This is a genomic window from Porphyrobacter sp. YT40 (assembly GCF_006542605.1).
Lineage (GTDB): Bacteria > Pseudomonadota > Alphaproteobacteria > Sphingomonadales > Sphingomonadaceae > Erythrobacter.
On the sequence record NZ_CP041222.1, the window covers coordinates 2,849,553 to 2,872,791 of the forward strand.

Annotated in this window: 19 protein-coding genes and 1 tRNA gene; 9 read left to right on the plus strand and 11 right to left on the minus strand. The window is 66.8% G+C overall.

The genetic code is table 11. The annotated features are described in order from the left end of the window. Window positions 1-47: 47 nt before the first annotated feature. On the plus strand, window positions 48-1,031 hold the full coding sequence (locus tag E2E27_RS13365) for a DUF3137 domain-containing protein (RefSeq protein ID WP_141459923.1): 984 nt from the start codon (window positions 48-50) through the stop codon (window positions 1,029-1,031). Here the strand turns inward: E2E27_RS13365 and E2E27_RS13370 are convergent. The 3 genes from E2E27_RS13370 to E2E27_RS13380 form a co-directional block, all read right to left on the minus strand. Continuing rightward, window positions 1,028-2,221, minus strand: a complete 1,194-nt coding sequence (locus E2E27_RS13370) for a carboxynorspermidine decarboxylase (RefSeq protein WP_141459925.1) — start codon at window positions 2,219-2,221, stop codon at window positions 1,028-1,030. The genes E2E27_RS13365 and E2E27_RS13370 overlap by 4 nt on opposite strands. 61 nt (window positions 2,222-2,282) lie before the next feature. Beyond that, a complete protein-coding gene (locus tag E2E27_RS13375; protein ID WP_141459927.1) occupies window positions 2,283-2,669 on the minus strand; it encodes a GxxExxY protein in 387 nt (128 codons plus the stop codon). A 60-nt stretch (window positions 2,670-2,729) separates the two neighbouring features. Further along, window positions 2,730-3,956, minus strand: a complete 1,227-nt coding sequence (locus E2E27_RS13380) for a saccharopine dehydrogenase family protein (protein WP_141459929.1) — start codon at window positions 3,954-3,956, stop codon at window positions 2,730-2,732. Window positions 3,957-4,185: 229 nt separating this feature from the next. Between E2E27_RS13380 and E2E27_RS13385 the strand changes: the two genes are divergently transcribed. Together E2E27_RS13385 and E2E27_RS13390 are read left to right on the plus strand one after the other, a co-directional pair. Then, complete coding sequence (locus E2E27_RS13385) at window positions 4,186-5,133, plus strand: threonine ammonia-lyase (RefSeq protein ID WP_141459931.1); 948 nt, start codon at window positions 4,186-4,188, stop codon at window positions 5,131-5,133. A gap of 90 nt (window positions 5,134-5,223) precedes the next feature. Beyond that, window positions 5,224-6,732 carry a helicase HerA domain-containing protein gene (locus E2E27_RS13390; RefSeq protein WP_141459933.1) on the plus strand — a complete coding sequence of 503 codons (1,509 nt, stop codon included), beginning with the start codon at window positions 5,224-5,226 and terminating at the stop codon, window positions 6,730-6,732. Here E2E27_RS13390 and E2E27_RS13395 read toward each other — a convergent pair. After that, window positions 6,729-7,763 (minus strand): sugar kinase, encoded by a 1,035-nt coding sequence (locus tag E2E27_RS13395; protein WP_141459935.1) that lies wholly within the window; start codon window positions 7,761-7,763, stop codon window positions 6,729-6,731. The genes E2E27_RS13390 and E2E27_RS13395 overlap by 4 nt on opposite strands. A gap of 94 nt (window positions 7,764-7,857) precedes the next feature. On the opposite strand from E2E27_RS13395, the gene E2E27_RS13400 reads away from it, so the two are divergent. Continuing rightward, on the plus strand, window positions 7,858-8,484 hold the full coding sequence (locus E2E27_RS13400) for a 2-dehydro-3-deoxy-6-phosphogalactonate aldolase (protein ID WP_141459937.1): 627 nt from the start codon (window positions 7,858-7,860) through the stop codon (window positions 8,482-8,484). A gap of 33 nt (window positions 8,485-8,517) precedes the next feature. Here E2E27_RS13400 and E2E27_RS13405 read toward each other — a convergent pair whose 3' ends face one another. From E2E27_RS13405 to E2E27_RS13415, 3 genes are read right to left on the minus strand one after another with little or no spacing between them, the layout of a single operon-like run. Further along, window positions 8,518-9,420 (minus strand): DMT family transporter, encoded by a 903-nt coding sequence (locus tag E2E27_RS13405; RefSeq protein ID WP_141459939.1) that lies wholly within the window; start codon window positions 9,418-9,420, stop codon window positions 8,518-8,520. After that, window positions 9,420-11,498, minus strand: a complete 2,079-nt coding sequence (locus E2E27_RS13410) for an NAD(+) synthase (protein ID WP_141459941.1) — start codon at window positions 11,496-11,498, stop codon at window positions 9,420-9,422. Before E2E27_RS13410 ends, E2E27_RS13405 begins: the two co-directional genes overlap by 1 nt. 52 nt (window positions 11,499-11,550) lie before the next feature. Beyond that, window positions 11,551-12,570, minus strand: coding sequence for a DNA topoisomerase IB (locus E2E27_RS13415; RefSeq protein ID WP_181443444.1), 1,020 nt, complete (start codon window positions 12,568-12,570; stop codon window positions 11,551-11,553). A 117-nt stretch (window positions 12,571-12,687) separates the two neighbouring features. On the opposite strand from E2E27_RS13415, the gene yghU reads away from it, so the two are divergent. The 4 genes from yghU (at window position 12,688) to E2E27_RS13435 (ending at window position 15,175) form a co-directional block, all read left to right on the plus strand. Then, window positions 12,688-13,563 (plus strand): glutathione-dependent disulfide-bond oxidoreductase, encoded by an 876-nt coding sequence (yghU, locus tag E2E27_RS13420; protein WP_141459945.1) that lies wholly within the window; start codon window positions 12,688-12,690, stop codon window positions 13,561-13,563. An 80-nt stretch (window positions 13,564-13,643) separates the two neighbouring features. Continuing rightward, window positions 13,644-13,718 (plus strand) — tRNA-Gln (locus tag E2E27_RS13425). Between the two features lie 69 nt (window positions 13,719-13,787). Next, a complete protein-coding gene (locus tag E2E27_RS13430) occupies window positions 13,788-14,336 on the plus strand; it encodes a pseudouridine synthase (RefSeq protein WP_141459947.1) in 549 nt (182 codons plus the stop codon). Beyond that, window positions 14,333-15,175, plus strand: a complete 843-nt coding sequence (locus tag E2E27_RS13435) for a 23S rRNA (adenine(2030)-N(6))-methyltransferase RlmJ (RefSeq protein WP_141459949.1) — start codon at window positions 14,333-14,335, stop codon at window positions 15,173-15,175. Before E2E27_RS13430 ends, E2E27_RS13435 begins: the two co-directional genes overlap by 4 nt. Before the next feature lie 24 nt (window positions 15,176-15,199). Here the strand turns inward: E2E27_RS13435 and E2E27_RS13440 are convergent, their stop codons facing one another. The 3 genes from E2E27_RS13440 to otsB are packed head-to-tail and all read right to left on the minus strand — an operon-like array spanning window position 15,200 to window position 19,118. Further along, complete coding sequence (locus E2E27_RS13440; protein WP_141459951.1) at window positions 15,200-16,588, minus strand: alpha,alpha-trehalose-phosphate synthase (UDP-forming); 1,389 nt, start codon at window positions 16,586-16,588, stop codon at window positions 15,200-15,202. Continuing rightward, window positions 16,585-18,390, minus strand: a complete 1,806-nt coding sequence (locus E2E27_RS13445) for a glycoside hydrolase family 15 protein (RefSeq protein WP_141459953.1) — start codon at window positions 18,388-18,390, stop codon at window positions 16,585-16,587. Before E2E27_RS13445 ends, E2E27_RS13440 begins: the two co-directional genes overlap by 4 nt. Continuing rightward, window positions 18,375-19,118, minus strand: a complete 744-nt coding sequence (gene otsB / locus E2E27_RS13450; protein WP_141459955.1) for a trehalose-phosphatase — start codon at window positions 19,116-19,118, stop codon at window positions 18,375-18,377. Before otsB ends, E2E27_RS13445 begins: the two co-directional genes overlap by 16 nt. A 137-nt stretch (window positions 19,119-19,255) precedes the next feature. Between otsB and E2E27_RS18780 the strand changes: the two genes are divergently transcribed. Next, the gene (locus E2E27_RS18780) at window positions 19,256-19,927 is read left to right on the plus strand and encodes a hypothetical protein (RefSeq protein WP_181443445.1); all 672 of its coding nucleotides are present in this window, start codon (window positions 19,256-19,258) and stop codon (window positions 19,925-19,927) included. Window positions 19,928-20,073: 146 nt separating this feature from the next. Here E2E27_RS18780 and E2E27_RS13460 read toward each other — a convergent pair whose 3' ends face one another. Beyond that, window positions 20,074-22,911, minus strand: a complete 2,838-nt coding sequence (locus tag E2E27_RS13460) for a glycoside hydrolase family 31 protein (protein ID WP_141459959.1) — start codon at window positions 22,909-22,911, stop codon at window positions 20,074-20,076. Window positions 22,912-23,239 lie beyond the last annotated feature (328 nt).

A 23,239-nucleotide genomic window follows, 5' to 3' on the forward strand; every position in this document is an offset into this window, starting at 1 on the left:
CCGCCTATCTGTGCTGACACAGGTTAAAGAATCGCGCGGGAGAGGCAATGCGCAGCGATATTGACGGCCTTATGCAAGGCGGGCTCCAGGATTGGCTCGCGCAGCAGGGGGACATGCGCGAGGGCGCGAAGAAGCGGGCGACGAGCCGCTGGGTCTGGGGCGCGGCGATCGCGCTGCCGATGCTGGCCTTCCTGTGGTTAGGCCCCTCGCTGCCCCCCGGACTACTTTCGGTGATCACCTTCGGCGCGATCATGATGATCGGTGTGTGGGGCTACCAGCCGATCGCCTCGGCCACCAAGGCGATCAAGATCGGCATCAACAGCGCCATCGCGGCAAGCTTCGGCCTTGCCTATGAAGCCGAAGTCACCCCCGGCCCCGAGTTCGAGGCGGCGCTGACCTATGGCCTGCTGCCGCGCTTCGAACGATCGGGCTTCGAGGATCACTGGCACGGCACGCTCGAAGGGCACGCCTTCAGCCTCTACGAAGCCCATCTGGAGGTGCAGCGCGGTTCGGGCAAGAACCGGCGCTGGGTGACGGTGTTTCACGGGCCGGTGATCCGCATGACCTTCGGCCGCCCGTTCCGCTCGACCACCCTGCTCGAACGTGCGGGCAAGCATCGCAGCTGGCTGGGGCTCGGCGGGGCGAGCGAGCATGTCAGCTTCGGCGATCACCGGCTCGACCGGGTCGATCAGGTGCACCCCGCCTTTGCCGAGAACTTCGCGCTCTATTCCGATGACCGGGTCGAGGCGCGGGTGCTGGTGCATCCGTCCTATGTCGAACATCTGCTGAGGCTGGAGGGCGCCTTCGAGGCGCAAGAGCTGCGCGCGCTGTTCCGGGCCGGCGAGGTGATCATTGCGCTCGAAGCCGACAACCTGTTCGAGAGCGGCGGCATGGATCCCGCGGCCGACCGTGACAAGGCCGCGCGCGCCGCGCACCAGTTCGGCGCGCTGGCGGGCCTTGCGCTGGCGATCAACCAGAATGAGCGCGGGCGGGTGATCCAGCCCGGCCCGGATTCCCCGATCGATCTCTAGCTCAGCCGGTCGCGGAAATCCTCGTAATCGAAGCGCTTGATGCAATCGAGCGCGTCTGTTTCAGAATCCCACATCCAGATCGATGGCAGCGCCACGCCGTTGAAGGTGTTGGTCTTGACCATCGAATAATGCGCCTGATCTAGAAAGGCGAAACGCGCGCCCGGCTCGGCCGGCACGGGCAGGCGATAGTCGCCGATCACATCGCCCGCCAAGCACGAAGGCCCGCCGAGGCGGATCGGGATCATGTCCTCGTCCGCGAGTTCGCCGAGCATTGCGGGGCGATAGGGCGCTTCGAGCACGTCCGGCATATGGCAGGTCGCCGAAATGTCGGTGATGCCCACCGGCATCTCGTTGAAATGGGTGTCGAGCAGCGTGCCGACGAGAATGCCTGCGTCGAGCGCCACCGCCTCACCCGGTTCGAGGATGATCTGGCAGCCGGTGTCGCTCGCCGCGTCCTTGAGGAATTCGACCAGTTCCTCGCGCTGATAGTCCGCGCGGGTGATGTGGTGACCACCGCCCATGTTGATCCACTTGAGCTGGTCGAAAAAAGGCTCGATCACGTCGAACACGCGGTCCCAGGTGGCCTTGAGGGGTTCGAAATCCTGTTCGCACAGGTTGTGGAAGTGGATGCCTTCCACGCCCTCCATGTGCTCCTCAGTCAACTGGTCGAGCGGGAAGCCGAGGCGCGATCCGGGGGCGCTGGGGTCGTATTTGGCGACTTCGCCGGTCGGCACCTGCGGGTTGATCCTGAGGCCGACACTGACATTCGCACCGCTCGCCGCCGCGTGTTCGAGGATGAGCCGCGCGCGCTCATGCTGGAAGGGCGAGTTGAAGATCACGTGATCGGAAAGGCGGCAGATTTCCTCCAGCTCTTCCGGCTTGAAGGCCGCGGAATAGGTCGCGATCTCGCCGTCGTAGAACTCGGAGGCGAGGCGCGCTTCCCACAGGCCGGAGGTCGACACGCCGTCGAGATACTCGCCGATGATGGGCGCGGCCGACCACATGCTGAACGCCTTCAGCGCGGCGAAGATCCTGATGTCCGCCCCATCCGCCGCCGCCGCATCGCGCACGCCGGCAAGCACCCGGCAATTGGCGCGCAGCTTCGCCGCGTCGACGACGAAGGCGGGGCTGTCGACGCGGCTGAGGTCAAAGTGGGCGAACGCGCCCGGATCACCGGCTTTGGTTTGCATGGCAGGTTAAGCCCTTTTTGGTTCGCGCAGAGAACGCAGAGGAAAGGAGAACGCAGAGGTTTCAGTCTGACAGGTGGTTGTTCACGATCCGCCGGACACCCTCTATCATCGTCGCGCAGGAAAAATTCAGAAGCAGCCCCACGGGCTGCTTCAATAAACGCAGGTACGTAATTAGCTGCTTTGCGTGAGCCTTGCCGAGAGTTTCGACCGCCTTGATCTCCAGAACGAGTGTTTTCTCGACCAGAATGTCGACTTTGAAGGCGGCTTCAAAAGCATGGCCATCGAAGATGATCGGCACCGGCACCTGCCTTTCAACCGTCAAGCCCCGCGCTTCGAGCCGCGCCGCAAGCACGGTTTCATAGACACTTTCGAACAGGCCCGGGCCCAGTTCACGATGGATGCCGATGGCCTCCTCGATCACGATCCCGCTCAGATGATCATGCTGCATCACACCATTCCTCTCTGCGGTCTCCTTTCCTCTGCGTTCTCTGCGTGAACCACACTTTCATCAGAACCCGACCGGCCCGTCCATTTCCTCGACCGTCCAAGGCAGGCCGTGCTGGTTGAGCATCTCCATGAAGGGATCGGGGTCCATCTGTTCGATGTTGAACACGCCCTCGCCGGCCCACTTGCCCTGCACCATCATCGCCGCGCCGATCATCGCGGGGACGCCGGTGGTGTAGCTGACCGCCTGATTGCCGGTCTCCTCGTAGGCCGCTTCGTGCGAGCAGATGTTCTTGATGTAGAACGTCTTCTCGCCGCTGCCGTCCAAAGCCTCGCCGGTCGCGATCACGCCGATATTGGTGTTGCCCTTGGTCGTCTCGCCCAGTGTTTCGGGCTTGGGGAGCACGGCGGCGAGAAATTGCAGCGGGATGATGTCCTTGCCCTGATACTTGACCGGCTCGATGCTGGTCATGCCGACGTTCTGCAGCACCGTGAGGTGGGTGATGTACTGATCGCCAAAGGTCATCCAGAACCGCGCGCGCTCCAGCTCGGGGACGAACTTGGCGAGGCTTTCCAGCTCCTCGTGATACATCAGGTACATGTTCTTGGGGCCCACCGCCTCGAAGTCGAAGCCGACTTTGGTGGACATCGCGGGGGTCTCCACCCACTCCCCGTTCTCCCAGTGGCGCGCGGGCGCGGTCACTTCGCGGATGTTGATTTCGGGGTTGAAGTTGGTCGCGAAGTGCTGGCCGTGATCGCCGCCGTTGCAGTCGAGAATGTCGAGCTGGCGGATGGTCTTCAGCTTGTGCTTCTTGAGCCACATGGTGAAAACAGAGGTCACGCCCGGATCGAAGCCCGAGCCGAGCAGCGCCATCAGCCCGGCGTCCTTGTAACGCTCCTGATAGGCCCACTGCCACTTGTATTCGAACTTCGCCTCGTCCTTGGGCTCGTAATTGGCGGTGTCGAGGTAATCGACGCCCGCTTCGAGACAGGCATCCATGATCGGCAGATCCTGATAGGGCAGCGCGAGGTTTACCACGAGGCCCGCACCGGTCTTGCGGATCAGGTTGACCATCGCCGGAACTTCCTCGGCGTCGATCTCGTAGGTGGCGATATCGCGCCCGCAGCGCTCCTTCACCGAAGCGGCGATGGCGTCGCACTTCGATTTGGTGCGGCTGGCCAAGTGGATTTCGGGGAAGATATCGGGATTGAACGCCATCTTGTGGACGCAGACCGAGCTGACCCCGCCCGCGCCGATAACGAGGACCGTGGTGGACTTTGCTGCCGACATCGGAGGAACCTTTCGTGCTGTGATGCGAATCTTGCGCGTGCCTTAGTGCAACGCAGCCGGTGCGACAAATGATCCCCGTTTCCTACAGGCTTACGGCAGGGCACAATGCAGGCATGACCCGCGCTGCGCCTCCGCCCTTTCACGCCGGTCGAAAGAGCCCTTGCACAAGGCCAGAGTTTTGCTTCTAGACACTGTCTCATGTGTCTCCAACAGACAGGTTACCGCTGCCATGGCTGAACGAATCCCCTCCCGAGACGGCGTGATCGCCGCAGCGCAAGCCATTGCCGCGATTCTCCCGCCCACCCCGCTGCTGCCGGTGGAAGTGGGCGGCGTGCGCGCATGGGTGAAGGCCGACAATCTGCAACCCATCGGCGCGTTCAAGATCAGGGGCGCATGGTGGCGGCTGTCCAGCATGAGCGCCGAGGAACGCGCGGGCGGCGTCGTGGCGGTATCATCGGGCAATCATGCGCAAGGCGTGGCCTGGGCGGCCAAGCGCCTCGGCATCCGCGCGACCATCGTGATGCCGCACGATGCGCCGCAGGTGAAGCTCGACAACACCCGCGCTCTGGGGGCCGAGGTGGTGCTCTACCAGCGCCCGCAGGAAGATCGCGATGCGGTCGCGGCCAAGCTGATCGCCGAGAATGGTGGCACGCTCGTCCATGCCTTTGGCGATCCATGGGTGATCGAAGGGCAAGGCTCCGCCGCCATAGAGATCGCCGCGCAACTGGGCCGCGCGCCATCGCGGATCGTCGCCTGTTGCGGCGGCGGCGGGCTGGCGGCGGGGCTGGCGCTGGGGGCGCCGGACAGCGCAATCCACCCGGTCGAGCCGGTCGGCTGGGACATGGTCGGACAGGCGCTCGCGGCGGGCGAACTCGTCCACGCCGCACCGGACGCGCCCAAGACCATCTGCGACGCGCTGCAACCCAATGTCACCAAGCCGCTCAATCTTGGCCTGCTGATGGGCCGCGCGGAGCCGGGCGTCACCGTCACCGATGACGAGGTGCGCGCCGCGCAGCGCTTTGCCTTCAACACGCTGCGGCTGGTGGTCGAGCCCGGCGGCGCGGCGGCGCTGGCGGCGGCGCTGGCGGGCAAGGTGCCGGTCGACGAGGACACCGTCATCATGCTCACCGGCGGCAATGCCGATCCGGCAGCCTATGCGGCGACGATCGCGGGATGAGACAGACGGAGCGCAAACGGCAGACGCAACGCTGGAAAACTCGCCGTCCTGCCTTTGCCTACCGCTGCGCACCTGCCTAAGCCCGGGCCGGTGAGCACGCTGATCGAAATCGGGCAAGACGCCGCGCGGCACCGGGTCGCCATCGACTTGGAGGAACTGCTCGCCACGCGTCTGCTGGTGCAGGGCAATTCCGGCTCGGGCAAGTCGCACCTGTTGCGCCGCCTGCTCGAGGAATGCGCCGGGCAGGTGCAGCAGGTGGTGATCGATCCGGAAGGCGATTTCGTCACCCTCGCCGATGCCTTCGGCCATGTGGTGATCGGCGGCGCAGCCTACTCGGCGCGCGAGATCGAGGCGCTGGCCGCGCGCGTGCGTCAGCACCGCGCCTCGGTGGTGCTGGCGCTGGACGAGCTCGAGGTCGAACAGCAGATCCGCTGCGCCGCGCTGTTCCTCACCGCGCTGTTCGATGCCCCGCGCGAACACTGGTATCCCGCGCTGGTGGTGGTCGACGAGGCGCAGATGTTCGCCCCTGCCGCCGCGGGTGAGATGAACGACGAGACGCGCCGGTTGACGCTGGCGGCGATGACGAACCTGATGTGCCGCGGGCGCAAGCGTGGCCTCGCCGGGATCGTCGCCACCCAGCGCCTTGCGAAGCTCGCCAAGAACGTCGCGGCCGAAGCCAGCAACTTCCTGATGGGGCGCACTTTTCTCGACATCGACATGCAGCGCGCCGCCGACCTCCTCGGCATGGACCGCCGCCAGGCCGAGCGGATTCGCGATCTCCAGCGCGGGCAGTTCCTCGGCCTTGGCCCGGCAATCAGCCGCAAGCCGGTGGCGGTCAATGTCGGCCCGGTGAAGACCGGCGGACGCGGCGGCGGCAGCGCGCTGCTGCCCTTGCCCGAAGCCGATGGCGAGCAGATGGAGGCGCTGCTGACCGATCGTCTCGCCGAAGCGGCGAGCGACCCGGCGGTGAAGCGCTACCAGCCCCCTGAGCGGCCTGCAGTGGATCTGGATGCGGCGCTGCCGCCCGCCCCGCCGCTTCCCGCTGCGCCTCGTGCCGCCGAGGCCGAAGCCGAGGATGAGGCCGAGAGCGAAGCTCCGCCCGCCCCAGCCCCGCCTCCGCCCCCGGCACCTTCGGGCACGATCGAAAGCGTGGTGCGCGACCTCGCGCTGAGCGAGGGAGCAACCTTTCGCCCGGCCACCGCGCTGTTCCGCGATTTCGCGATCCGCTGCCGCCAGCAGGGCATCGCCAGCGCCCATGTCGACCTTGCGCGCTTCCGCCGCCTGTTCGCCTGCGAGACCGGCGGGCTGGCCCGTCTGGAAGGCGCAGACCGCGCGCGAATCGAGGCGATCATTGCGGGCGTCGAGGACGATGTGCTCGCCCCCTACCTCGCGCTCGCAGTGGCCGAGGTGCTGGGCGAACCCATGCCCGACGAGGAAGAACTGGGCCGGCTCTACGGCAGCGCCTCGCCCAGCCGCATCCGCCGCCTGCTCGACCATCTCGAACGCTGCGGGCTGGTCGTGGTGCGCGAGGAATTCGGCGGGGAGCGGGTGATCTCCGTGCCGGGCGTGATCGGAGAGGACGCGAGCGAGGCAGCCTAGCGCCGCACGTCCGCTGCCCCCGCCCCCATCGCGGCAATGTCGGCGAGCGAGGCGCGCAGGAAGTCCCCCGGCACCGAATGCGCCCACTGCGCGCAGGCGGTGGCGAAAGCGATCGTCTTGCCGCGCGGCATGTCGGTAAGGAGGCCATGCACGACCCCGGCGGCAAAGGCGTCTCCGGTGCCGACGCGGTCGACGATCTGTTCGAGCGCGATGGTCGCGCTCGCCGACACGCTTTCCCGGTCGGCGAGGAGGCCGGTGAGGGTCTGGCGCTCTGCCGAGGCGACCTCGCGACGGGTGGCGGCGACGTGGCGAATGCGCGGCGAGAGCGCGAAGAGCGCTTGTGCGGCGGCGCGGAAGCCTGCATCGGGATCGCCCGCGCCGTAATGGCCGCCCACCATCATCGCGGCGGCGCGGCGACCGGCGAAGACCAGGTCGGCCTCGGCGGCAAGGTCGCGCAGGATTACGGCAGCCTCGGCCTCGCGGCCCTGCCACAGGCTCGGGCGGAAGTTGGTGTCGAAGGCGATCCTCAGCCCCGCCGCCTGCGCCGCCGCCATCGCATCGCGCAGCGCCCCGAGCGCCCTGTCGCCGAGCGCAGCGGTGATCCCGCCGACGAACAGCCAGTCCGCCCCGGCGAGCAGCGCGGGCCAATCGTAGCGCGCCGGGTCATGCAGCGCGAAGGCCGATCCGGCGCGGTCATAGGTGACGCTGGCAGGCCGCGCCATCGCGCCGGGCTGGAGGAAGTAGAGACCGAGCCGGCTCCCTGGCGCAGCCTCCGCCACCACGTCCACGCCCATGCCGCGCAGGGTCTGGCGCGCGGCGGCGCCCAGCGGATTGTCGGGCAGCGCGGTCACAAGCGCCGCCTCATGCCCGAAGCCCGCCAGCGCCGCCGCGACATTGGCCTCGGCCCCGGCGAAGCTGGGTTCGAGCCGTGGGTGCTGCAGCAGCAACTCCCCCGCAGGCGCGGCGAGCCGCAGCAGGACTTCGCCGAAGCAGACCACCCGGCCCGGGCGCAGTATTGGAACGGCATTCATGATCGTCAAAGTCCCCCGGCGAGCGAGCATCTCACACCCGCGCTTGTTGCATTCCCGGTGCGATTGCACAATTGCGGGCGGCAAGGAGCGCAGCATGACACACACGATCGAAGGCAGGCTGCCGCTGGTGGCGATCCTGCGCGGGCTGGAGCCCGAGCGCGCTGTTGCCGTGGGCGCAGCGCTGGTCGAGGCCGGGTTCGACATCATCGAAGTGCCGCTCAACTCGCCCGACCCGCTCGCCAGCATCGCCGCGCTGGTCGAGGCCTTCGGCGACCGCGCGCTGATCGGCGCGGGCACGGTGCTGACTGAAGCTGAGGTGGATGCGCTCGCGGAGGCGGGTGCGGGGCTGGTGGTCTCGCCCAACGGCAACCCCGCGGTGATCCGCCGGACCGCGAGCCGCGGCATGGTCAGCCTGCCGGGCGTGCTGACCCCAACCGAGATGTTCGCTGCGCTCGAAGCGGGCGCAAGCGGGCTCAAGATCTTCCCCGCCGAAATGATCGCACCCGCCATCATCACTGCGGTGCGCGCGGTTCTGCCTCCCGCGACGCCGATCTATGCCGTGGGCGGGATCAATGCGGGCAACATGGCCGACTGGCTCGCTGCCGGGGTGACCGGCTTCGGGATCGGCGGATCGCTGTTCAAGCCGGGCAAGCCGATTGGCGAGATCGCCGCCGATGCGTGCGCGATCGTCTCCGCCTTCAAGGCTGCACGCGCGCGTTAGACCTTCCCGCCGTGGTGACGCAGGCTCGGCGGCCTAGAGTTCCGGCTGCGTAAGCTGCGGCTTGGGGATGGTTCGGCTCGGGCGGATGACGATGATCGCCACGCCGATCAGCGCCATGGTGCCGCCGATGATCAGCGGCCAGCCGATCGCATCGCCGGTCAGCCAGGTGCCGAAGGCGATGGTGAGCAGCGGGGTCAGCAGCGTCAGCGGCACGATCAGATTGGCGTCGTGCGCCTGAAAAAGCCGGAAATAGGCCGAATGCGCGCCAACCGATACGACGACGCCCGCAAACAGCACGCAGGCCGCCGCCGCCAGCGGCGCGGCGGTGACCGCAGCGATCTGGCCGCTCTCCAGCAAGAGCGTTCCCGGCAGCATCACGCCGAGCGAGGCGAGCCCCGCCCACGCCTGCAAACTCACCGCGCCGATATCGAGCCGCTTGACGAAGACCGAAGCGAACGCCCCGATCAACACGCCCGCGAAGGCGAAACCCAGCCCCACCGGATCGCCTGCGTCGGACGGTGCGCCGATCGCGAGGCCCACTCCGCCCAGCGCAAGCGCCATCCCCAGCCCGCGCCGCCAGCGCACCTCCTCGCCGAGGAAGATGATCGCGAAGAGCACGGTGAGCGGCGCTCCGGCAAGGTTGACGATCCCGACAGCGGATGGGGTAGCGGTCTGAAGCCCGATGAATTGCAGCCCGAAACTTCCCCCCGTGATGGCAAAGCCGATCAGCAGCACCAGTCCCAGCCGGTCGGGCTTCTGGCGCAGCAGCAGCGGGAACAGCACCGCCAACACCGTCGCGGAACGCAACACGGTGTAGAACAGCGGCGGCAGGCCGAGCGTCGTCACCGCGATCTTGGAGACCACGACATTCATCGCCCAGGCCACATTGCAGAACAGCATGATGCCCAGCGCCGAGAGAGGCAGGCTCTTGGGCATCAGGCGGGAAGGTCGCGCGCAACCTCGTCGGGGAGACGCTGGCGCAGTTCCTCGCGCCACACGCTCGCCACCGCGTCGGACGGCGCGCGCCAGTCCCCGCGCGGAGACAGCGCCCCTGCCGAGGAGACCTTGGGCCCGTTGGGGAGCGCCGAGCGCTTGAACTGCGAAAAACCGAAGAAGCGCGCGCAAAACCGGTCGAGCCAGTGGGCGATGGTGGGGAGATCGTAGGCGTTCTTGCCATCCTCGGGAAAGCCCGCCGGCCACAGGCCCGCGCCCGCGTCCTTCCAGGCGTGCCATGCGAGGAAAGCGACTTTGCTGGGCCGCTGACCGTAGCGGATCACGTGATGGAGGAAGAAGTCGTTCAGCTCATAGGGCCCGACGAGGCTCTCGGTCGATTGCATCGCCCCGTCCGCGCCGGGCGGCACCAGCTCGGGGCTGATCTCGGTGTCGAGCACCGCGCCGAGCACCTCGCCGCAGGCATCGGTGAACTGGCGGGTGCGGATCGCCCAGCGGATCAGATACTGGATCAGCGTCTTGGGCACGCCCGCGTTGACGCCGTAATGGCTCATGTGGTCGCCCACGCCATAGGTGCACCAGCCCAGCGCCAGTTCGCTGAGGTCCCCCGTGCCGATGACGAAGCCGCCATGCTGCCCGGCGAGCCGGAAGAGGTAATCGGTTCTGAGGCCCGCCTGCACGTTCTCGAAGGTCACATCATGCACCGGCTCGCCATCGGCAAAGGCGTGGCCGATATCTTCCAGCATCTTCATCGCGGCGGGCCGGATGTCGATTTCGCCTGCGGTGATCTCCATCGCCGCCATCAGCCGGTGCGCGTTGCTCTTTGTGCCTTCCGAGGTGCCGAAGCCGGGCATGGTGTAGCCCCGGATCGTGCTCCTCGGCAGGCCCAGCCGGTCGCAGGCCTTGGCGGCGACGATCAGCGCATGGGTGGAATCGAGCCCGCCCGAAATGCCGATCACGAGGCTTTTGGTGCGGGTCGATTCGATCCGCCGCATCAACGCATCGACCTGGATGTTGAACGCCTCGTAGCAGTCCTCGTCGAGCTTTTCGGGCCGGTCGGGCACGAAGGGGAAGCGCGCGACGGGGCGGACGAGGCCGATATCGCCATCGCGATAGGCGTGCTCGAACATGATCCGGCGATAGGTGTCGGCGGGGCTCCCTGCCCACTCTGCGGCATCGGCGAAGGTCTGGTTGCGCATCCGCTCGGCCGCGAGGCGTTCGGTGTCGATGTCGACGATGTTGAGTTCGCCCACGCGGTCGAAGCGTTCGGACTGGGCGAGCAAGGTGCTCATCTCGTAGACCACGCCCTGCCCGTCCCACGCGAGATCGGTGGTGCTCTCGCCATAGCCGCTCGCCGAATAGACATAGGCGGCAATCGCGCGGCTTGCGGAGGAGCGGCAGTGGAGGTGGCGGTCGTCCGCGCGCCCGATGGTGACGGGCGAGGCCGAGAGATTGCACAGGATCAGCGCCCCCGCCATCGCCGCCTGCATTCCCGGCGGCACCGGCGCCCAGAAATCCTCGCAAAGTTCGACCCCGAAGCGGAAGCCCGGCAGATTGGCGGCGGCGAAGATGAGGTCGGTGCCGAAGGGCACCTCTTCACCCGCCACGCCGATCCACAGATCGATGCACCCACGTCCGTGGGCGAAGTGACGCTTTTCGTAGAATTCGCGGTAATTGGGCAGGAAGCTCTTGGGCACCACGCCGAGCACCTGACCGCGTGCGATCACCACCGCGCAATTATAGAGCTTGTCCGCCCGGCGCAGCGGCGCGCCCAGCACCAGCACCGGATCGAGCTCTGCCGAGGCTTCGACTATCTCGGCCAGCGCTAGCTCGACCCGCTCGATCAGCGCGTGCTGGAGCAGCAGATCGTCGATCGCGTAGGAGGACAGCGTCAGTTCGGGGAAGACGACCAGATCGACGTGGGCCTCGTGCGCCTTGCGCGCCTCGGCAAGCACGCCGGCAGTGTTGTAGGCCACATCGGCGGTGCGGCTGCACGGGGTCGCGGTGGCGACCCGCACGAAGCCATGCTGGTGCATGTCGAAGAAGGGGTGGGCCTCGGTCATCCGCGTGCAGTCCTTTCGCTGGCGCGGCTGTAACGCGGCTTGCGCGCGCTGCCTAGGCCGCGTCGGCGGCGAGATAGTCTCTCGCCGTGCCGCATTCCTCCAGAAACGCGATCAGCCCGCGTTCGGCCCGGGTGAGCCAGCGGGTCTGGCGGGGCAGCTTCAACCCCTTGCGCCATTCCTCCTGCCCCTCGACCCGCGCGATCACCGCTGGATGGACGTAGGACTTGCGCGCAATCGCGGGCGTGTTGCCGAGCCGGTCGGCAACGTGCTCCAGCATCTCGCCGATCTTCACCACCCCGCGCCCCGTGGCCAGCCGCTCGAAGGCGAGGCTGCTGGCGTGGAACGTGCGGAAATGCTTGGCGGAGAAATCCTCGCCCATCACCTCGCGCAGATAGGCGTTCACGTCGGCAGAAGTGACGGGACATACGTCCCCATCTTCGTCCTCGTAGCGGAACAGATGGTCCTCGCCCTCCTCTTCAAGGCTTTCCATCCGGCGCACGGCGGCGGCCAGATCGGCATCCTCGACTTCGAGTTCGCGATCCTTGCCGCCCTTGGCCGTGAAGTGCAGCACCAGCCGACGCCGGCCCACCTCGGCATGATCGGCGCGCAAGGTGGTCGCGCCATAGCTCTCGTTGCTCTTGGCATATTGCTCGTTGCCGATGCGGATCGCAGACAGATCGAGCAGACGCACCACTGCGGCGAGCGCCGTTTCGCGGGCCACACCGCGCGCGGCGAGATCCTCCTCCACCCGCTTGCGCATCAACGGCAGGCGCTTGGCGAAGGCGACGCAGGAATCGTATTTCGCGCTCTCGCGCTGGGCGCGAAAATCGGGGTGATAGCGATACTGCTTGCGCCCCGCGTCGTCATAGCCGGTCGCCAGGATATGGCCGTTGGGTGCGGGGCAGAACCACGCATCGGAATAGGCCGGCGGCAGCGCGATCGCGTTGAGGCGGCGCTTTTCCCCGGCATCGCGGATCAGCACGCCCGAGGGGTCGTAATAGGCCCAGCCCTTGCCCGCACGGCGGCGGGTGATGCCGGGGAGATCGTCGTCGACATAGATCAGCTTTTCCATGGCCAAGCAAATGCGACGCGGGGCTGCAATGTTCCACCTTGCACCGCGCCCCGCCGCACGCCAGCTAGGAGGCAAGAAAGCGCGGGTTTGCGCCGCGCCCGAAAGGAGTGACATCGCATGGCCGATCCCACCTATACCACGCCCGCCGTCTGGAGCGCTGACACGGTCTCGGGCGGCCGTTTCGCCTCGATCAACCGCCCCACCGCAGGCGCGCGGGAGGACAAGGCGCTGCCCGAGGGCGAAAACCCCTTCCAGCTCTATTCGCTCGCCACGCCCAACGGGGTGAAGGCGAGCGTGATGCTCGAAGAGCTGATCGAGGCGGGGCACACAGACGCGGAGTATGACGCCTGGACGATCAACATCGGCGATGGCGAACAGTTCACCAGCGGCTTTGTCGGCGTGAACCCCAATTCCAAGATCCCCGCGCTGCTCGACAAGAGCGATCCGGAAAAACCCTTTCGCGTGTTCGAAAGCGGCGCGATCCTCGTCCATCTGGCCGAAAAGTTCGGGATGTTCCTCCCTGCAAATCCGGCCAAACGCGCCGAGGTGCTGAGCTGGGTGTTCTGGCAGGTCGCCAGCGGTCCCTTCATCGGCGGCGGCTTCGGCCATTTCTACGCCTATGCGCCCGAGAAATACGAATATCCGATCAACCGCTATGCGATGGAGACCAAGCGCATCTTCGACGTCGCCGACAAGCGGCTCGCGGAAAGCCGCTTCCTGGCAGGCGACGAATACACCCTCGCCGATATTGCCAACTTCCCGTGGCTGGCGCCCTTCACCGAAGGCAATATCTACAACGACGCCAGGACCTTCCTCAGCATCGACGATTACAAGAACGTCGGTCGCTGGGTAAAGGAAATCGCCGCGCGTCCCGCCGTGCAGCGCGGGCGGATCGTCAACAAGGTTTGGGGGGACGAGGACACGCAGCTGCGCGAACGCCACTCGCCCGCCGATTTCAAGGGCAAGCGCCTGATGGCCGGCCCGCCCGCCTGACGCTGTCGAGGGGGGCGAAAAATCCCCGCTTTCGCCCCCTTCACATCCCCGTTTCAGCCGCTATAGAGCGCGGCTCTTGCTGGGGCGTAGCCAAGCGGTAAGGCAGCGGTTTTTGGTACCGCCATGCGAAGGTTCGAATCCTTCCGCCCCAGCCAGTTTCCTTCTGCCATCCGGATCGCGCCGGGCATGGAGACATCCTGACCTTACCGCGATAAGAGCCGATCATGGCCCGGCTGCTGCTGTTCAACAAACCCTTCGGCGTGCTGTCGCAATTCACCGATCGCGGATCGCCGACGACGCGTGCGACCCTGTCGGATTTCATCGCGGCAAAGGGCGTCTACCCCGCGGGGCGGCTCGACCGGGACAGCGAGGGCCTGCTGCTGCTCACCGATGACGGGCGCTTGCAGGCGCGCATCGCCGATCCGCGTTTCAAGCTGCCCAAGACCTATCTCGTGCAGGTCGAAGGCGAGCCGCAAGACGAAGCATTGGCGCGGCTGCGGCAGGGCGTCATGCTCAAGGATGGCCTGACCCTCCCCGCCGAGTCGGAGCGCATCGATGCGCCCGACCTATGGCCGCGCGACCCGCCGATCCGCGTGCGCAAATCCGTCCCCGACAGCTGGCTGCAGCTCACCATCCGCGAGGGGCGCAACCGGCAGGTGCGGCGGATGACGGCGGCGGTGGGGCTGCCCACCCTGCGGCTGGTGCGCTGGTCGATCGGCGACTGGACGGTCGCAGGGATCGCACCTGGACATTTCATGGAAGTCAGCGTGTGAATTACCGCCATTCCTTCCACGCCGGCAACAGCGCCGATGTCGTCAAGCACAGCCTGCTGATCGCGCTGGTCAGGGCCTTGCAATTGAAGCCCTCGGCGCTGACGCTGATCGACACCCATGCGGGCTGCGGGCTGTACGACCTGTTCGGCGAGGAGGCCGCGCGCACCGGCGAGGCTGCCGGGGGCGTGATGCGCGCCTTTGCGAACAGCGATCCGCTGCTCGATGATTACCGCGCTGCCGTGCTGGCGGCGAACGACGGCGATGCCGCGTGCGCTGGCCCGCGCCTCTACCCGGGAAGCCCGCGTGTTCTGGCGCAGCTGCTGCGCCCGCAGGACGCGCTGATCCTCAACGAGAAGCACCCCGAGGATGCCCATGCCCTGCGCGGAGCGATGCGCGGCACGCCTGCCGCGGTGCATCAGCGCGATGCCTATGAGCTGTGGCTCGCGATGCTGCCCACCCGCACCCCGCGCGGTTTGGTGGTGGTCGATCCGCCCTACGAACAGACCGACGAGCGCGCCCGCATAACCGCCACCCTCGCGGCGGCGCACCGCAAATGGGCGCATGGGGTGACGGTGATCTGGTATCCGCTGAAGGATCGCGCCGCGCACCTGCGCTGGAAGGACAAGCTGCGCCAGACCGGCATCCCGAAATTCCTGAGCGTCGAGCACTGGCTTTACGACAGCGATCAGCCCGGCATCTACAACGGCGCGGGCCTGTTCATCGTGAACCCGCCCTATGCCTTCACGCAAGAGCTGCCGCCGCTGCTGGAGGCGCTGCGCGTCGCGCTGGCACCGGAGGGGCACCGCGGCACGCTTACTGCCGACTGGCTGCGCGAGTAGCCCGCGCGTCCGCGATTCCCGATACTAGCCCCTCAGATCGTCGCAGAAGCGCTGAGTCCAGGTCTGGACATTGTCGTCGCGAATGGTCCCGATCATCGCCTCGTAGCGGGCTTTGCGCTCGTCCAGCGGCATGTCGAGCGCCTGCAAAATTGCATCGGATATGTCGTCCGGGCTGTAGGGATTGACCAGCACCGCGCCCTTGCCGTCCAGCCCGAGCTGCTCCGCCGCCCCGGCAAAGCGCGACAGGATCAGCACGCCCGGATCCCTGGGGTCCTGCGCCGCGACATATTCCTTGGCGACCAGGTTCATCCCGTCGCGCAAGGGTGTGACAAGCCCGATCTTCGACCCGCGGAAAAAGCCGAACAGTTCGGCATGGGTATAGCCGCGGTTGACGTAGCGGACCGGCACCATGTCTACTTCGCTGCGCGCGCCGTTGATCTGCCCGGTCTTCTGTTCGAGCACCATTCGGATGTCCTGATAGCTCTTCACATCCTCGCGGCTGGGCGGCGCCACCTGAATGAAGACGAGGTCGCGCACGCGCTCCGGGTGCTGGTCAAAGAACCGGCCGATGCCGTCCATCCGCTCGGGCAGACCCTTGGAATAGTCGAGCCGATCGACCCCGATCATCGCGGTGCGATCGCGGGTCGAAGACAGCAGGCGCTGGTGCGCATTGCGCGATTCGCCCATGTTGCCCTGGGCCTGGAAGTGCTCCCAGTCGATCCCGATGGGATAGGTGCGCGCAATCACCGAGCGCCCTTCGAAATTGATCGTGCCGGTTGCCTCGTCGACTTCGGCGTTCAGTTCCTTGCTGCAATAATGCAGGAAACTGCCGCGCCATTCGTCGGTCTGGAAACCGATCAGGTCGTATTCCAGCAGCGAGCGCACCAGCCTTTCGTGGAACGGCAGCGAGACGAAGAGGCGGGTGGGCGGCCACGGGATGTGGAGAAAGAACCCGATCCGGTTGGTCACCCCATGCGCGCGCAAACGCTCGCCCAGCGGAATCAGGTGATAGTCATGCACCCACACCATGTCGTCACGCTCGATCAGCGGCACCACGGCATCGGCGAAACGCTGGTTGACCCGCTCGTATCCCCGGCCCGTCTCGCGCTCGTATTCGGTCAGGTCGAGCCGGTAGTGGAATAGCGGCCACAAGGTCGAATTGGCATAGCCGTTGTAATACTCCTCGACGTCGCGCGCGGGCAGATCGATCGTCGCGGTGGTGACCCCTTCGTGGCGTTGCAGGTTGATGCTGCCGGCAGGATCCTCGCTCTCCTGCCCGGACCAGCCGAACCAGATGCCTCCGCGATCCTTGAGCGCGGAATTGAGCGCCCCGGCGAGCCCGCCCTGGGCTCCGGCAGCGCCGCGGGCCTTGGGGACAGCGACACGGTTGGAGATCACGACCAGACGGCTCAACGCACATTACTCCACGGTTTCGAAAGGTGGCCGGCGCAATTGATGACGCCGACCAGCGAGTAGGTCTGAGGGAAATTGCCCCACAATTCGCCGGTGTTGTAATCGAGATCCTCGCTCAGCAGACCCGATGCGGTGGTATGGCTCAGCATGGTATTGAAGAGATTGCGCGCCTCCTCGCTGCGGCCCGCCAGATGCAGCGCCTCGATCAGCCAGAAAGTGCAGACGTTGAACGCGGTCTCGGGCGCGCCGAAATCATCCTCGGCGGCATAGCGCAGCATGAAATCGCCGCGCCGCAACTGCTCCTCGATCGCGGCGAAGGTCGATGCGAAGCGCGGGTTGTCGGGCGCGAGAAAGCGCAGCTCGACCATCTGGAGCAGGCTGGCATCGAGATAATCGCTCTCGAAGCTGGCACCGTAATGGCCGCCCTCGCCCCCGTTCTCGACCCAGGCGTCCTGTTCGATCCGGGCACGGATCGCATCGGCCCGCTCGCGCCACAGGCCGGCACGGTCATCCTTGCCGAGCCATTCGGCGGCGAACGCCAGCCGGTCGCAGGCGGCCCAGCTCATCACCGCGGAATAGGTGTGGACCTCCTGCCGCGTGCGAAACTCCCACAGGCCTGCATCGGGCTGGTCGTGCATCGCCCAGGCCATTTCGCCAACCTGTTCGAGGCTCTCGAAATCGCGCTCGTCGGCGATACGCAGAAGGCGCTGGTCGATGAAGCCCTGCACCGTGGGCAGCACGATCTGGCCATAACAATCGTGCTGCACCTGCTTGTAGGCGGCATTGCCGACGCGCACCGGGCCCATGCCGCGATAGCCTGCCAGCGCGGGGGCGGTCTCCTCGGTCAGTTCGGCGACGCCCATCACCGAATAAAGCGGCTGGATCTGCCCGCCCTTGGCCGCGTCGACGATGTTGCGCAGATAGGCGAGATATTTCTCCAGCACATCTAGCGCGCCGATGCGGTTCAGCGCCTGCACGGTGTAATAGGAATCGCGAATCCAGCAGTAACGGTAATCCCAGTTGCGCTCCGAATGCGGGGCTTCGGGGATCGAGGTGGTGAGCGCGGCGACGATCGCGCCGGTCTCCTCGTGCTGGCACAGTTTGAGCGTGATGGCGCAGCGGATGACTTCGCTCTGCCACTCGAACGGTGTCGCCAGTCCGCGCACCCAGCGCTGCCAGTAGCTGCGCGTGGCCTGCTCCATCCGGCGGATTTCCTCGCGCAGGTTGCCTTGAAATGGCTCATCCGGGCCGAGGAAGAAATGCAGATCCTCCTCCACGCGGAAGCTGCGCCCATCGAGGATGAAGCCGACCGGCGCATCGGTGGTGAGCCGCAGCGTTTCGCGCCCCATCAGATAGCGGATATGGTTGGTGCCGCGGGTGGTCTCCGCAGGCGCGGCGCCGTAGTCGCGCATCGGGCGCAGCACTGTGCGCACGCGGGGATTGCCCGCCACGGGGCGCAGGATGCGGCTGATCGCGACCGGGCGATACATCCGCCCCTTGCCTTCATGGCGCGGGCAGAAATCGAGCACTTCGAGAGCGCTGCCATCCTCCGCTTCGAGCCGAGTGACGAGGATCGGGGTGTTGCGGATATATTCCTGCTGCGCGCTGACCTGCCCTTCCAGCTCGAAGCGCCAGACGCCCTCGTCGCGCGCATCGCCGTTCATCAGCGCGCAGAACACCGGGTCGCCATCGACCCGCGGAATGCAGCTCCACACCACGCCGCCGGCCCGGTCGATCAAGGCGCTGATCTGGCAATTGCCGATTGGCCACAGCTCGAGATCGGGCGTTACAGCTCCAGCCACTTGTGCACTTCCTCCACGCTTCCAAGTCCATGGGTCGCGGCGGCCGAAACCCGTTCCCCCACCGCAATACCGAATCCGCCCAGCCGGGCGCAGGCGACAAAACCGTCCTCGTCGGTGACATCGTCACCAATGAAGATCGGCAGCGCCCCGGCGAATGGCGGGCGCGCCGCCAGCAGGTCGACCGCCCCGCCCTTGTCGCTGCCGGGCCATGCGAGTTCGACCACGCATTTGCCGGTCTTGGCCACAAGGCCATGGGCCTGGGAAAGTTCCAGCGCGAATTGGCGGGTCTCGTCCTCGCGCTCGGGCTGCGTGCGGTAATGCAGCGCGCCGCCGTGGGCCTTGCGCTCGTAGAGCAGCCCGCGGTCGGCGGCAAAGCGCTCCAGCGCGGCGGCGACCGGCTGCGGCAAGGCCTGGCCTTCGCGCAGGATTGCGCCGCCCGGCGCGCGCACATCGCCGCCATGCGATCCGGCAAGGTGAAGATCGGGCTCACCGAGAAAGTCCGTCAGATTGTCGATGCTCCGCCCCGTCACCAGCGCCAGCGCACCCCCGAGCCGCGCGCCGAGACGCTCGAGCCGCTCGGGCAGGCGCGGCGCCACGGTGACCCCATCGGGGGCGTCGGCAATGTCCACCAGCGTTCCGTCGAAGTCGAGAAACAGCGCGACGCGGCCCTGATCGAGCAGCAGCGACAACGGAGGCGGCGGCGCGAGTGGAGGGCAAGCGCGGGTCATGCCGCCAGCATAGGGAACGGGGCCGCTGGGTCAAACCGCAAGGCGCCGCACCGGTGAAGGCGGCGGATGCCGTGGCCGAACCGCGTCCCCGGCCTCGCCGCTCGACAATCGGGCGCGCTTTGCCCAAGGTCGGCCATATGCAGGTCCTCTCTCCGCTCCAGCGCCCGGTCTGGCCCCGGCTGGCATGGTCGTCCGCCGCGCTGGCAGGGGTCGTCGCGCCGGCGGGTGCCCTGCTTCTGCTGGGTGCCGATGCGGCCGCAGGGGCCGGCGCCGCGATTTTGGCAGTGGGCCTGATGGGAGCCGGCATCATCGCCGCCGCCGCTGCGGCACGCTTCTGGCTGGGCGTGGTGCTGGCGCTGCTGTCGGGTGCAGGCCTGCTGATGCTGGCGCAGGCCGTCGGAATGCCGCCGTTGCAAGACCCGCTATGGTTCGCTCTCGCCATCGCCACCGCAAGCCTCAGCTTCGCTGCACGCGGCGCTCTGTTTGCCCGCAGCGGGGAAGCGCGGGGCTGGTTGATCGCCGTCTTCGTCGTCGCGGGTGAGGCCGCCATTCTGGCAACCGCTGCGGCCCGGCCGGAGGCGCTGCCCGAATGGCTTCTGGCGCTGCTGCCCGCGCAGTGGGCGAGCATGGCCATCGCGGGCGCCTGGACCGGCATGGGCGCAGGCTTGGCGGGCGCGGCACTTGTCGCTCTCGCCGGCACGGCGGCAGCGACGCTGCTGGTGGCGCGCCTGTGGCCGCGTCGCTGGCCCTATCTGGTGATGTTCACCGCGTGGCTCGCCCTGTCCGCGCTAGTTTACGAGCAAATGTGACGGCGCCGCCGGGATGATGCCGGTGTGGGTCAGAACGCGGTCTGTTCGCGGGAGGCTCGAAAAGGCCCCGACCACCAGCCCCGACTACGCTTTCGCGTTCCGCAAGACCCATGGCGATCTCGCCAGTGCCCTGAGCGACCGGGCCGCTACAGCCCGATAGCGATCGACTTGCCTTCATAGGTCAGTGTACGCTGGCTGCGCTTTTCGAACACTTCGCCGTCCCCTCGCCCATCGTGGAGGATCACGCTGATCGGGCGCGTCTGCGCCATGCCGGGGAAGCTGCCTTCGCGGGCGCCGAGCGTCAGGGTGCGGCGCGTCTCGTCCCAGTCCATCGGGATGCGGGCAAACTCTCCGCGGGCATAGCCCAGATCCGTGCCCTGATCCTCGTAGAGCGTGAAGCGGCCATCGGCCCCGGCGAAGACATGGATGGTCAGCGGCCCTTGCGGATTCTCGCCGGTCCACTGCACGTCCGGCCCCGCAGGGATAATCGCCCCGGCCCGCACGAACAGCGGCATCCGCTCGCGCGGGGCGGCGGTGATGACTGTCTGGCCGCCCGCCAGCAGCTTGCCCGTAAGCGCGTCATGCCAGTCGCTCCCGCTCGGCAGGTAGACCTGCCGCGAACGGGCCTCGAACGCGGTCACCGGAGCGGCCATGATCGATGGGCCGAGCAGGTATTGGTCATCGATCCCCCAGACCTTCGGGTCGTCTTCGAAGTCCATCACCAGCGGACGCAGGATCGTGGCATCCTCGAAATGCGTCGCCGCCGCCAGCGTGTAGATATAGGGCAGCAGCCGGTAGCGCAGGCGGTGGTAATGCAGCAGGCCGTCCCGCATCGCCGGATCGCCTTCGCTCACGATATAGGTTTCGCGCGCTGGAAACTCGCCGTGGCTGCGGAACAGCGGCGAGAAGGCACCGAACTGGAACCAGCGCAGATAGAGCTCGCGCCATTCGGGAAGGTGGACGGGGTCCTGCGTGCTGAAACGCTCCTCAACCGCAAAACCGCCGATATCGTGGGTCCAGTTGGGCACGCCTGCGAGACTGAGGTTGAGCCCGGCGCTGATCTGGTCGCGCAGGTCGTCCCACCGGGCAGCGACATCGCCCGACCACAGCGCGGAAGACGCGCGCTGGATACCGCCAAAACCGCTGCGGGTGAGGATGAAAGGGCGGGTGTCGGGCTGGGCCTCGCGCAGCCCGTCGGCAACGCCGTCGGCATGGACCAGCGGATAGGCATTGAAGATCGCCGCGCCCGGCACGCCCGTGGTCGGCGAGGTCATCTGGTACTGGCGCTCCGCGATGGAGAGGTTCGAGTGCCAGTCGGGCTCGGTCGCATCCATCCACCAGGCATCGAAGCCCAGCGGCACGAGGCTGTCGGCCATCTGCTTCCAGTAAAGCGCCCGGGCCTCGGGCGTATGGGGATCGTAAAAGGTGTTGGCATACCCCCTCCCCACCCAGTCGCGTTGTCCGGCAGCCAGCGGACGTTCGTAGAGGTAGCCCTTGTCGCGCAGCGCCGCGCCGTTGGCGGTGTCGGGGTAGAATTTCGGCCAGACCGAGATCATCAGCCTTCCGTTCATTGCCTTAACCGCATCGACCATGGCGGCGGGATCGGGGAAGCGCGCGGGATCGAAGCAGTGGCAACCCCAGCTGTCCTCGGGCCAATAGAACCAATCCTGCACGATCGCGTCGATGGGGATGTTCTGGTCGCGATAGGCCTGCATCACGCCGACGATCTCTGCCTGCGTGTTGTAGCGCTGGCGCGATTGCCAAAAGCCATAGGCCCAGCGCGGCATCATCGGCGCCTTGCCGGTCAGCCGGCGGTATCCGGCCACGGCGTCGTCCATCGTCGGGGCGGGCACGACGTAATAGTCGATGGCCTTGCCGGCCTCGCTCGCGAAACTCACCGAGTGGCGGTCTTCGGGCGATAGCGGATCGGCGTGTTCGAGCGCGATATAGCCCTGATTGGGCTCCCATTCGATGCGCAGGTCGACAGGCTGGCCCGCCGCAAGATCGAGCGCGAAGTTGTGGTACCACGGGTTCCAGTTCTGCCGCCACCGCTCCAGCACCGGCTTGCCGTTGGCGAAGACCTTCACATAGGACGAGGAATAGAGCCGGAACTTGTGAACGCCGCCCGTGTCCGGGGTGAAGCGCCCCGTCCAGACCACGCGTTGCTTCTCGATCGCATTGCCTTGCGTGTTCTGCCCGGTGGTCGCCGCCGCAGTCGCGGCCTTCGCCTCGACCGGCCAACGCGCCTGATCCTTGATATACTGGTAATCGATCGCGGCCTCTCGCCGGGCCAGCACCTCGCGCTCCCCGAGGTAATACCGCGCCTGCCAGTCGAGCGCGAGCTTGGCATAGGCCTCGGGATCGCCCACCCGCGTGATCGAGGCATTATCCCACAGCAAGCCGTAGCCGCGGGTCGACACGAGATAGGGGATCGCGATCGCCATGTTGTGCTGGGCGAGTTCGATATCCTCGCCATTGTAGTTCATCTGCCGGTTCTGGTGCTGGCCCAGACCGTAAAGCCCCTCGTCGGTGCCGCGATTGAATTGCACCCGCGTGGCGAGCCAGGATTGCCCCTCGAGGGTCACGGGATCGAGCCTTCGCGCCGGAGCGTGTTCGTCGAGCAACATCTTGCCCTCGGAATCGCGGATCGCGACGCGCCCATCGGCAAGGCTCACTTCCGCCGACGCCTGCGGCATAACGAGCCTGGCAACCGCGCCATCGTGCGCGAAGGCGGGCGTGCCGTCGGCTTCCGCTGTCACCATCGCAGTGGGACGTTCGTCAGGCAGGGTTTCGGCGATGGTCACCCGGAACGTGCCATCGGCATGGGCGAGGACGCGCACCTGCTGCCCTGCATCGGTCACGACGACCATGCCGTGCGGCACCTGCCGGACTTCCCCCGCCCATGCCTGCCCAACCGGCCCGCAAAGCGCCGCCATCCCGGCAATCGTGCCCCATGTTACCGCTACCAAATTCGGTTTCAGCACAGCAGTCTTCCCCTCTCCGCTGCAGTCGTTGCCGCAGATACCCGCAACGAAGGCTATGTGCGAAAGTCCGGCCTAGCAAGCCTTCACACCGCATTCCGGCTCATGGCCTGTTTCAGGGTGGATCCGCGAATGGCGACTTTTGACGCCGAAGTCGCAGCTTTTGACGGGATTTCAGGTTTGGTTACCGCCTTGGATGCTTCACCCTCGGTAGTGTTGCGGCGTTTCGCGTTCAGTCGATGCACCCGCCGGTGATGCTAACGCGCCGGGCGTGGTAAATCACCGGTTCACCTTGCTCGATCCTTTTCCCCCTCGCCTTGCCATTGGCGGG